This is a genomic window from Hanstruepera ponticola (assembly GCF_002940745.1).
Taxonomy (GTDB): Bacteria; Bacteroidota; Bacteroidia; order Flavobacteriales; family Flavobacteriaceae; genus Hanstruepera; species Hanstruepera ponticola.
Genome location: NZ_POTB01000001.1, coordinates 241,542 through 252,915 on the forward strand (window position 1 = coordinate 241,542; position 11,374 = coordinate 252,915).

The window sequence follows — 11,374 nt, forward strand, 5'->3', positions numbered from 1 at the left end:
CCAAGTATAGTGTAACAATTTGATTTTCATATTGTCTATATACCATCAATCAAAATTACGAGACTAATCACCTTTTATGCGAAATCAAGTTTTCCTATTACTTTTTACATTTTTTTGTTGCTCTTTATTTTCACAACAAAAGAAAAGCTTGAATATCAAGCGAACTGAAGTTGCTCCCAAAATAGATGGTATTCTAGATGATACAGTTTGGCAAGACGCTGAAGAAGCAAAAGATTTTATTCAATTTCGCCCAGAAATGGGAATAACAGAAACACCTGAAACACGAACCGTAGTTAAAATTTCTTATGACAATGATGCTATTTATGTTGGTGCTTATCTCTATGACGATCCTTCAAAAATAATGCGCCAGTTTACTAGCCGTGATAATTTTGGGCAATCCGATTTTTTTGGTTTTGTCTTAAACCCCAACAATGATGGTCAAAATAACACGGAATTTTTTGTTTTTAGTTCAGGAACGCAAGCTGACGCATTAGAGTCGCCAAGTATAGGTGAAGACTTCGGATGGAATGCCGTATGGGATAGCGCTGTAAAAATAGTTGATGATGGTTGGATTGTGGAAATGAAAATTCCCTACAGAACACTTCGTTTCTCAAATCAAGAAGTGCAGACTTGGGGTATGCAAATTCATAGACACTTTAGAAGAGATCGGTCCCAATACACTTGGAATCCAATTGATGTTACCAAAGGTAATGTAGGTATTTACAATGGTGAATTAAAAGGAATTGAAAATATTGAGCCTCCTACCCGATTAACATTTTACCCATTTGTTTCTGGTGTTGTTAATTCTTTTGACGGAGATACTGAAACTCAATTCAATGCGGGTATGGACGTTAAATATGGTATAACCGAAAATTTTACTTTAGATGCGACGCTCATTCCAGATTTTAGCCAAGCTGGTTTTGATAGAGTGGTATTGAATTTAGGTCCTTTTGAACAAACTTTTTCAGAGCAACGCCAATTCTTTACTGAAGGTGTTGATTTGTTCACTAAAGGTGGTTTGTTTTTTTCAAGACGTGTTGGTAATGGACCAACAGGCTCTGTTGAATTGGATGTTAATGAAGAGATAACAGATTTTCCTAACGCAGTAAAAGTTTTGAATGCCATTAAAGTTTCAGGACGAACTAAAAATGGTTTAGGTGCAGGTATTTTTAATTCAATTACAGAAAAGACCTATGCTACAATTGAAAATACGGAAACAGGAGAAAGACGTAAAGAGCTTGTTGAACCATTTACTAATTATAATATTTTAGTAGTCGATCAACAGTTTAATCAAAACTCATCTGTAAGCATAATAAACACCAACGTTATGCGTGAAGGTAGTTTTAGGGACGCAAATGTTACTGGTGTTTTGGCTGATCTAACTACAAAAAAGAACACCTATAATCTTGTGGTTGAAGCTAAAATGAGTAACATAAATAAAGAATCTGGTACTGAGACGGGTTATAGTTATGAGCTGGAATTTGCCAAGGTTTATGGAAATTGGCAATATTGGATAGGTCATGAATATGCCGATGACGATTATGACATTAACGACTTGGGTCTTCAGTTTAGAAATAACTTCAGCAATTTCGGTGTGGAAGGCTCATACAGGACTTTTGAACCTACTGGTAAGTTTAATAGGTATAACATAAATGCTTGGATAAATTATTCGAGATTAGCAAACCCTAGTACTTACACGGGTACAAATTTAGGTATAGCATTTTCAGGGCAATTAAAAATAATTGATGGCTTTGGTGGGAATTTAGGTTTTCAACCTGGCAAACAATATGACTATTTTGAGCCAAGAGTTGAAGGTCGTTATTTTATTTATGAAGATAGGCTTAACGGAAATTTCTGGTATTCTTCAAACTATAATAAAAAATTTGCATTTGATGCGAATGTTGGAGGCGCCACTTTTTTTGAAAAAGATAGAGAAACTACAAATATTTGGTATAGTGTAAGTCCAAGGTTTAGATTTAATGACAAAATGTTCATTGTTTATTCTTTCAGTATAGATGATTACAAAAAAGACAGAGGTTATGCTGATATGACAGATACTGAAATAGTATTTGGCCAAAGAGATCGATTCACCATGGTCAATAGCTTATCTGGAAACTATAGTTTCAACCCTTTTCATACATTAGGTTTAACATTCAGGAATTACTGGAGTACGGTAGATTATGAGGATAATATCTATTTACTGCAAGAAGATGGTCGTTTACAAAAAACCCAAACGTCATTTGAAGATGCAGGATTATCAGATCCAAACATTAATTTTAGCACTTGGAATTTAGATTTAAGTTATTCGTGGCAATTTGCGCCAGGTAGTTTTTTAACAGCTCTTTATAGAAATCAACTGTTTAATTATGATAGTGCCTCTAAAGCTAGTTACATTGATAGTTTAGATAGATTATTTGAACAACCAATATCAAATACATTTTCTTTGAAAATTCAATATTTTATTGACTATAACAATGTTAAAAAAATCTTCCGTAAGAAATCAGATTCCTAATTGTAAGACAGATTATATTGTATTACATTGCTAGTTCATTAGTAAAAGATGATAACAGCTAGAAATATTCATAAATACTACTCCGATTTACACGTTTTAAAAGGTGTTGATTTAGATATCAAAGAAGGTGAAATTGTATCAATTGTTGGAGCGTCTGGAGCAGGGAAAACAACGTTACTGCAAATTTTAGGAACACTTGATAAACCTGATAAAGATAATGAGACTCGTTTTTTGTTAAACAATACTGAAATTAGCAATCTTAATGAAAGAAATTTAGCCAAGTTTAGAAATGAGCAAATTGGTTTTATTTTTCAATTTCATCAGTTATTACCTGAATTTACGGCTTTAGAAAACGTCTGTATTCCTGCGTTTATAAAAAAAACTAAAAAACAGGAAGCAGAAAAACGCGCTTTGGAATTATTGGATTTTTTAGGATTGAAAGATAGACACAACCACAAGCCCAATGAACTTTCTGGTGGCGAGCAGCAACGTGTTGCCGTAGCCAGAGCGCTTATAAATAATCCTAAAATTATTTTTGCTGATGAACCTTCAGGAAATTTGGATAGTGAATCAGCTGAAAACCTGCACAACCTCTTCTTTAAACTTCGTGATGAGTTTGGTCAAACATTTGTGATTGTTACTCATAATGAAGAGTTGGCCAATATGGCTGATAGAAAACTAACCATGGTTGATGGTAAGATTGTAAATTAAATAGTACTTTTAGTACATGCTATTAATTTTAGTCTCCTGGATTTATATATTATTGATTTCGGCAGTTATTGGAGTCAGTACTCATAAAGCTTTTAAGATTGCTAAATCACATCCAGCAGTAACAATTATCATTGGTTTATTTGGTGTTACCTTATTAACTTCTATTTGGGCCATTGCTTGGGCTGTAAATTGGCAGTTTCATGTTTTATTGCTCTTTATTTCCTGTTTGTTATTTGTTGTAAACAAATCATTTGTAGTTAGTTATTTAAAATTATCTACAAATGAGTTTAAGTCTTTAAAGCTATTTTATAAAATCCTATTCATTGTTATTTCATTACTCATTTTAGCGCAATGTGCCTCACCTCCTTTTATTATTGACAATGAATCTTACTACATACAAACCATTAAATGGCTCAATGAATATGGCTTTGTAAAAGGCTTGGTAAATCTGCATTTATTTCTGGGGCAAACTTCGGGTTGGCATATCTTACAGAGCGCTTTTAATTTTAGTTTTATTTACGACAGATTCAATGATTTAAGTGGTTTTATGCTCTTATTGGGTAATTATTATGCTATTACGCATCTAAATAACTACTCTTTGAAAAGCCGTTCTGTTTTGTCACTAGGAATTGTTGCCTTATTCCCTGTATTAAATGTATTCTTTTTTCAATTTATAAGTGCGTCATCTCCTGACATGGCTATTTATGTGCTAACGTTGGTAGTAACCCATCAGTTTTTAAGCTGTTATGAGACATTTGACAAAAACATTTTTATAACATTAGTCTTGCTAACACTCTTTATGGTTATTATTAAACCAACAATAATTTTATTCAGCATTTTACCTTTAATACTTTTTAAACGTTATTTCATTTATACGCGAAGCATTGCAAAACTACTTTTAATAATTACTGGTGTTGTTGGCCTTATCCTGATAATAAAAAACACCATCATTACAGGCAATCCGTTATTTCCTCTAAATACTTTAAGTATCGCTGATTTCTCATGGCAGTTACCGAAAGAGATTGCATCGTACTTTTCATTATATGGAAAGGCGTATGGGTATCAAATGACACCTGATGCATACGAAGCATCTTCATGGTTAATTAGGTTTAAAACCTGGCTTTTTGCCTCGGGATTACATGGTGTTTTTAATAAAATCATGATTAGTTTACTGATTCTTATGCCATTTATTATTTTCAAATTTTATAATAAGCGATCTTACATGGTATTGTATGTTGTTGGATTAATGAATATCATATTGCTTTTTGCAGTCTCCCCACAGTATCGTTTCTTTTTCCCTTTCGTCATGATTTTTGGCTTAATGATTTTAAGGTTGCTTATTGTAAATACAAAAACTTTGAAAACCGTTTTAGTCATGACTACACTTATAGCTGCAATACCACTTATATTCTCTGTAAACAATCAGCAGTTTACTGCAAATAAGCATCATAGAATTACCAGTCAGTTTTCAACCGATTATATAATTAAACCGTATGGCATAAGTAAATACCCAAAAGATTATAAAGTGATAGCAGTTGGAAATATCAAATTCAATATACCTGAACAGGTTGACTTTTTTTGGGGAACGGGTAATATTCCACTACCAGCAATCAATAAGGAACAATTAGACTATTTTAAAACGTATTTTGAAGTCATACCACAACAAAACACAGAAAATTTAAAAGGTGGGTTTTATACGAAACATGTTTCTAAAAAATAGTCACTTTTTCTACGCAACCTTTTTGAGGTTTTAGCATCTTACTATAAAAATCAATCATGATTAAGAAAGTTGTTAAAGCATTTTCCTTTTTTGCCCTACTCCAAATACTAGTTTATTCGTGTTGTAATGAAACCTATAATGTTTATTATGAGCAGGTTTCGTTTTTGGCGATTGATATGAATGAATTTAGTGATGATACTATAGCTTCTGAAGATTTAGTATTGCATATTGATTTTTCATACAATTATATCAAAATTTCAGAACTCATTGATTTAAAAGATTTTTCGAATTCTGTTTATGCAACAAGCTGTGATGAGGATTACTTTTTTAAAGATTCAATTACTAGTATTATTGTTGTGGCTAGTGAAACCCTTTTTGATATAGAAGCTGGAAATTCATTAAATGATAAGTTAGTTTTTATTAACCCAGGTACTTTAGAAAATGAGAGTATTGATAATTTGATCACGTTTCTTAATAATGATAATCAAGGATTTGGTTACAACAAATTAGATATGGTTTTCAATGAAACTATTCCAAGTGATACGGTATTATCATTTAATATTCAAATACAGTTAGAAGGCGGCAGAAGCTTGGTAAATAGTACAGAAATGATTACTATTGAGTAGTCAAATCTTACATCGTATGAAAGAAACATTTTTCAAGAATCAATTATTCAAAGTATGTCTAATTATATTTTTAACGCTTCTGGTTCTCTTGAATATATACACATTTATATTTTCTGATTCAGTTCCTGCTATTGTTAGAGCTATTTGTCAATTCTTTGTGTTGCTGCTCATAGTGAATAAAAGTAAACACGCTAAACTAGCTATTTATGCTTTTGCCATTATTACCATAGTTGGGTCATCAATAGCACTTATTGGATCTCTAATTAAGTTATTTATAGCTGAAGAAACACTAGATTACGTGATGCTAGCCATGCGTATTATATTACTTGGTTTAAGTATAGCTGTTTTTCATTTTAATAGTACAACCGTAATTATTAAAACAATAATCAAAGAAAAGTATTTATAATTTACGTTTGATGACAAACTCTGAATTAAAAGAATTTCTCGACTCTAAAGTTATACAGTACAACAATACCAAGTTTATTGAATCTGATCCTATTCAAATTCCACATCAATTTTCCAAAAAAGAAGATATAGAAATTTCTGGATTTCTAACAGCTACTATAGCATGGGGCAATCGTAAGAGCATTATAAACAATGCTCATAGAATGATGTTGTTAATGGATAATTCACCTTATGATTTTATAATGAATCATCAAGAATCAGATTTAGAAAAACTAACAAGCTTTGTTCATCGCACGTTTAACGGAACGGATTTTATAACCTTCATTTCTGGCTTAAAACATATTTATACCAATTATAACGGATTGGAAGCTGTTTTTGCAAAGCATGCTGAATCCAATACGTTACAGACGTCAATACATCATTTTAAACATACCTTTTTTGAAATTGAGCATTTAAAACGAACAGAAAAACATATTTCAGATCCTTTTAAAAATTCTGCTGCCAAACGCTTGAATATGTTTTTACGATGGATGATACGGCAAGATAATGCTGGTGTGGATTTTGGCATTTGGAACACCCTCTCACCTAGCCAACTGTCTTGTCCGTTAGATGTTCATTCTGGGAATGTGGCAAGAAAACTAGGGTTACTTTCAAGGAAACAAAACGATGCTAAAGCACTAGCCAAATTAGATGCTAATTTACGCAACCTAGATGCAAAAGATCCTGTAAAATATGATTTTGCTTTATTTGGGCTTGGGGTTTTTGAAAAATTCTGAAAAAGTTGTGTAACTTTAAAATCTAATCAATTACCTAAATATGAAACAATTTCTATTTCTTACAATCTGTCTCTTTTCTTATTCTGTTTTTTCGCAAAACATTGAAATTCCACTAGATACTACTGTCATCACCAAGCACAATACCACAGTAAAAGGTGTTAGTTTTTCATATACCGCTGAAACAGGTACGCAACCCATATGGGATGTGGATGGCAACCCAATGGCTACGTTATATTATACATATTATACGCGTGATAATATAAAAAATAGAGCTAACAGACCTATCATTTTCTCATTTAATGGTGGTCCTGGTTCGGCATCTGTATGGATGCATATTGCCTATACAGGACCACAGATATTGAATATTGATGATGAAGGCTATCCTGTTCAGCCTTATGGTATAAAGCAAAATAATTACTCTATTCTGGATGTGGCTGATATAGTATTTGTAAATCCTGTAAATACAGGATATTCTAGACTAGTAAAAAACAAAGATGGCGACTATCCAGATAGAAAGCAGTTTTTTGGTATCAATGAAGATATTAGGTATTTAGCCGATTGGATGAACACATTTGTAAGCCGGCATAATCGTTGGGAATCACCTAAATACATTATTGGTGAAAGTTATGGTGGTACACGCGTTATGGGATTGGCTAAAGCCTTGCAAGAGAATCAATGGATGTATCTAAATGGTGTTATCATGGTTTCCCCTGCCGATTATAATGTTTACAGTACTGGTCAACCCATCTATTCAGCCTTAAATTTACCTTATTATACAGCGGCTGCATGGCATCACAATATGTTAAATTCCAATTTACAGAGTAAAGATTTAAACGCTATTTTGCCCGAAGCTGAAAATTTTGCAATTAATACTTTAATGCCCGCTATTGCTAAAGGAGGTAGCATATCTTCAAGCGAACGCGAGCAAGTAGCTACTAAAATGGCTGATTATTCAGGTTTAAGTAAAAAAGTTATTTTGCAACATAATTTAGATATTCCAACATCGTTTTTCTGGAAAGAATTGTTACGTGACAAAACTGGGCAAACTATTGGTAGGCTGGATTCACGTTATATTGGAATTGACAAAACCGAATCGGGTTCAAGCCCTGATTATAATGCTGAATTAAGCTCTTGGTTGCATTCGTTTACGCCAGCCATTAATTATTATATACGTGAACATCTAGATTTTAAAACCGATGTAAAGTATAACATGTTTGGTGATGTGCATCCTTGGAATAGGGAAAACAATAACGTTCGTGAAGATTTACGTCAAGCTATGGCAGAAAACCCTTATTTACATGTTATGGCGCAATCTGGTTATTACGATGGCGCCACGACCTATTTTGCTGCGAAATATACCTTATCACAAATAGATCCAAGTGGTAAAATGAAAGATAGGTTATCATTTAAAGGTTACAGAAGTGGCCATATGATGTATTTACGTAAAGAGGATTTAATAAAAGCCAATGAGGACTTGCGAGAGTTTATTGAACAGTCGTTACCCAAAGGAAAATCTGCAAAATATTAAACATAAAAAAGCCTGACTGTAATGTCAGGCTTTTATCTTTTATATCGTAACTATTTATCCTTTTAACCACGCCTTACGCAATGCAACCTGCTCTGCTGTTGCATCTTCTTGAGGCATTAAGCCTTTTCCAGTTGTGTAAGCCTGTGTTAATGTTGTTTTAATTGTTATTTCTTCACCCTCTCTATCTAAAACAACTTCAACGTCAGTTCCTGGTTGCCATCCAAAGACTTTTTGAAATACCTGATTAGCCGTTTGCATGGTTACTTCGGTACCATCAATAGACTTAATAACATCGTTTGGTTTAACACCTTGTTCATTCCAGAAACTGTTTTCGGTTACAGCATTATTAAAATATATAACACCACGACCTTGATCTGGTGCTACAATTAAACCACCGCCACCTTGGATGTAGTTGGTTGTCACTTTTCCTTCAGAAATTTCAAGACCTACTTTATTAAAAAATTCGTTATAATCTATAGGTGTATTTCCAATGACATGTGTATCAAAAAATCCTCTTAAAGATGGATATGTCATGGCAACAATTTCATCAATTAATTTATCATCTTCAAATGGTTTATTTTTTCCATATTTCATAGACAATTCTTTCATTAAAGATAAAATACCACGATTACCGTTACTCCCTTCTCTAATTAAGATATCAACACACATACCTATTAATGCACCTTTTTGATATACATTGTAATACTGACTAGCATATGGTTCTTCCAACACATTCTCACTCATTACAGTAAAGCTCATAGAATCATTCATACCGTTGGCAGTTCCAATTTTACCCATGATGGTTTTGTAGAATTCTTCTTCAGTCACTAATCCTTGATCTACTTGGAAAAGAGTTGCAAAATATTCGGTAACACCTTCATACATCCACAAGTGTTTTGAAAACGTTGGATTGTTATAATCAAAGTAATGAACATCTTCTGAATGAACACTTAACGGAGTAACTATATGAAAAAATTCATGAGATACAATATCAGTCATACTTTTATCTAATGAATTTGCTGGAATAGCTTCAGGCATAACCACAACAGTAGATGTATGATGCTCTAATGCACCAAAACCTTTTGGAGATTCAGCACCTCCTTCAGATAAATAAACATAAATATCATAACGTGGTGTACTGTTTATATCGCCCAAATAGCTTTTTTGAGCTTGCATCATTTTTTCAATGTTTGGTCGTAAACTTTTTGCCGTGTGCGTTCCATTTGGTGAAAAGACACTTAATACAATCTTGATGTCACCAACCTGAAATTCTTCAACGTCTAAATTTCCATACATCATTGGGTTATCTGTAATGTCAAAATAACGTGGTGCAAAATAACTAGTAGTCATTGACTTACCGTCTGCGCTAGTCGAAGAATTGACAGTTTCCAAAGCCGAAGTTCTTTTGAAAGTGGCATCAGCAGTAACGTCTAATTTATATTGGCTGTTTTTTAAAGAATCAAAGTATCCTATAAAGCCGTGTAAATTTAAAACATAATTATCTGGCTCAATATTGGTTCCAGCTGGCGAAAATGGTTGCTCACCACCTATACCTCCTGTTGACTCAATGTCAAATGTGTCATTTACATAATATGTTATATAAGATAGCTTTGTCGCATCACTTATTGTCCAGGTATTAGTATCTACTTTATTAACTGACAATTCATTACCATCATAATCTATAGCTTTAAAATCATCTACATACTTTCCAAAATCACTAACAGAATAAGTTCCTTGTACTACTTTAGGTAACCTGTATGTTACTGTTTCTGCCGTGAAACGGCCTGGATTGATTACTACTGGTGCTTTGTCATCAGTAACTTTTGTTAAATCAATAGAGGTTTCTATTGGATTACTAGTAGCTAAATCATTGTTTGAAGCTGTTTTTGATGACGATCCACAGGCAACAAGTAATGTACTAAAACCAATTATGGCTAATATTTTTTTCATTGTGATAATTATTAAGTTTTTATAGTTGACGCCCAAAAGTACAATGTGTTACAGATTTAAACCTTAACTTTTTGTTAAAATGAGTAATTACTATATTCGCTGAATGCAAGAAAACCTCATTAGCATATTAACGCCATTTAAAAATACAGCAGAATTCTTGCCTGAATGTTTAGACTCTGTCATAAACCAATCAATTGATAACTGGGAATTAATAATTATTGATGACCATTCCACAGATAATAGCCATAGCGTTGTTTCAAACTACGCCAATAAAGACTCTAGAATTAAATTGTTTACAAATGAAGGTAACGGTATTTTAGACGCGTTGCGTTTGGCTTTTAAAAAAAGTGAAGGAAATTTTATTACTAGAATGGATAGTGATGACATTATGATTCCAAACAAACTAGAGACTTTAGTTGAAAATCTAGAAAAGTTTGGTAAGGGTTATGTTGCAGTTGGAAAAGTTAAATACTTTAGTAACATTGGTATAAGCGATGGCTATTCTAAATATGAAAGATGGCTCAATAAACTCACTGAAACAGGCACAAACTATTCTGAAATTTATAAAGAATGCGTTATCCCGTCACCTTGCTGGATGATGCATCGTGAGGATTTAATTACATGTGATGCCTTTAATCCTGATCTATATCCTGAAGATTATGATTTAACGTTCCGTTTTTACAAACACAGTATGGCTTGTATTCCATGTGATGAGATATTACATCTCTGGCGTGATTATAGTACTAGAACATCTCGAACCCATGAACATTATGCTCAAAATTATTTTCTGGAAATTAAATTGAAGTATTTTTTGGAATTAGATTACGATTCAAACAGACCACTTGTCATTTGGGGAGCTGGGTTTAAAGGTAAAACCATCGCAAAACTGTTGCTTGACAATCAAGTTCCCTTTCATTGGATTTGTGATAATCCCAAAAAGATTGGAAAATCAATTTATGACCAACTCATGTTGCCTTTTTCATTTTTAGAGACTATTTCAAGTCCGCAAAGTATCATAACAGTTGCCAGTCCAAAAGCACAAAAAGAAATTAGGTTATATTTCAAAAACTTAAATATGTTTCCTGTTAAGGATTATTTCTTTTTCTGCTAATTTTTTAATTTGTTGTTAAAAGGTTTTCTATTTCA

Annotated in this window: 9 protein-coding genes; 8 read left to right on the forward strand and 1 reads right to left on the reverse strand. The window is 32.8% G+C overall.

Annotated features, from left to right (window positions below; all coding sequences use genetic code 11):
• Positions 1–76 precede the first annotated feature (76 nt).
• The 7 genes from C1S72_RS01140 to C1S72_RS01170 are packed head-to-tail and all read left to right on the forward strand — an operon-like array spanning position 77 to position 8,278.
• The gene (locus C1S72_RS01140; protein ID WP_104733844.1) at positions 77–2,512 is read left to right on the forward strand and encodes a DUF5916 domain-containing protein; all 2,436 of its coding nucleotides are present in this window, start codon (positions 77–79) and stop codon (positions 2,510–2,512) included.
• Positions 2,513–2,560: 48 nt separating this feature from the next.
• On the forward strand, positions 2,561–3,223 hold the full coding sequence (locus tag C1S72_RS01145; protein ID WP_104733845.1) for an ABC transporter ATP-binding protein: 663 nt from the start codon (positions 2,561–2,563) through the stop codon (positions 3,221–3,223).
• Positions 3,224–3,239: 16 nt separating this feature from the next.
• Positions 3,240–4,943 carry an LIC_10190 family membrane protein gene (locus tag C1S72_RS01150; RefSeq protein ID WP_104733846.1) on the forward strand — a complete coding sequence of 568 codons (1,704 nt, stop codon included), beginning with the start codon at positions 3,240–3,242 and terminating at the stop codon, positions 4,941–4,943.
• Between the two features lie 56 nt (positions 4,944–4,999).
• Complete coding sequence (locus C1S72_RS01155; RefSeq protein WP_104733847.1) at positions 5,000–5,569, forward strand: hypothetical protein; 570 nt, start codon at positions 5,000–5,002, stop codon at positions 5,567–5,569.
• A gap of 16 nt (positions 5,570–5,585) precedes the next feature.
• Complete coding sequence (locus C1S72_RS01160) at positions 5,586–5,975, forward strand: hypothetical protein (protein WP_104733848.1); 390 nt, start codon at positions 5,586–5,588, stop codon at positions 5,973–5,975.
• Positions 5,976–5,985: 10 nt separating this feature from the next.
• Positions 5,986–6,750 carry a TIGR02757 family protein gene (locus tag C1S72_RS01165; protein WP_104733849.1) on the forward strand — a complete coding sequence of 255 codons (765 nt, stop codon included), beginning with the start codon at positions 5,986–5,988 and terminating at the stop codon, positions 6,748–6,750.
• Between the two features lie 40 nt (positions 6,751–6,790).
• Positions 6,791–8,278 carry a S10 family peptidase gene (locus C1S72_RS01170; RefSeq protein WP_104733850.1) on the forward strand — a complete coding sequence of 496 codons (1,488 nt, stop codon included), beginning with the start codon at positions 6,791–6,793 and terminating at the stop codon, positions 8,276–8,278.
• 54 nt (positions 8,279–8,332) lie between these two features.
• Here the strand turns inward: C1S72_RS01170 and C1S72_RS01175 are convergent, their stop codons facing one another.
• Positions 8,333–10,228: a M61 family metallopeptidase gene (locus tag C1S72_RS01175; protein ID WP_104733851.1), complete on the reverse strand. Its 1,896-nt coding sequence runs from the start codon at positions 10,226–10,228 to the stop codon at positions 8,333–8,335.
• Between the two features lie 103 nt (positions 10,229–10,331).
• Between C1S72_RS01175 and C1S72_RS01180 the strand changes: the two genes are divergently transcribed.
• Positions 10,332–11,339: a glycosyltransferase family 2 protein gene (locus C1S72_RS01180; protein ID WP_104733852.1), complete on the forward strand. Its 1,008-nt coding sequence runs from the start codon at positions 10,332–10,334 to the stop codon at positions 11,337–11,339.
• The last annotated feature ends 35 nt before the right edge of the window (positions 11,340–11,374 follow it).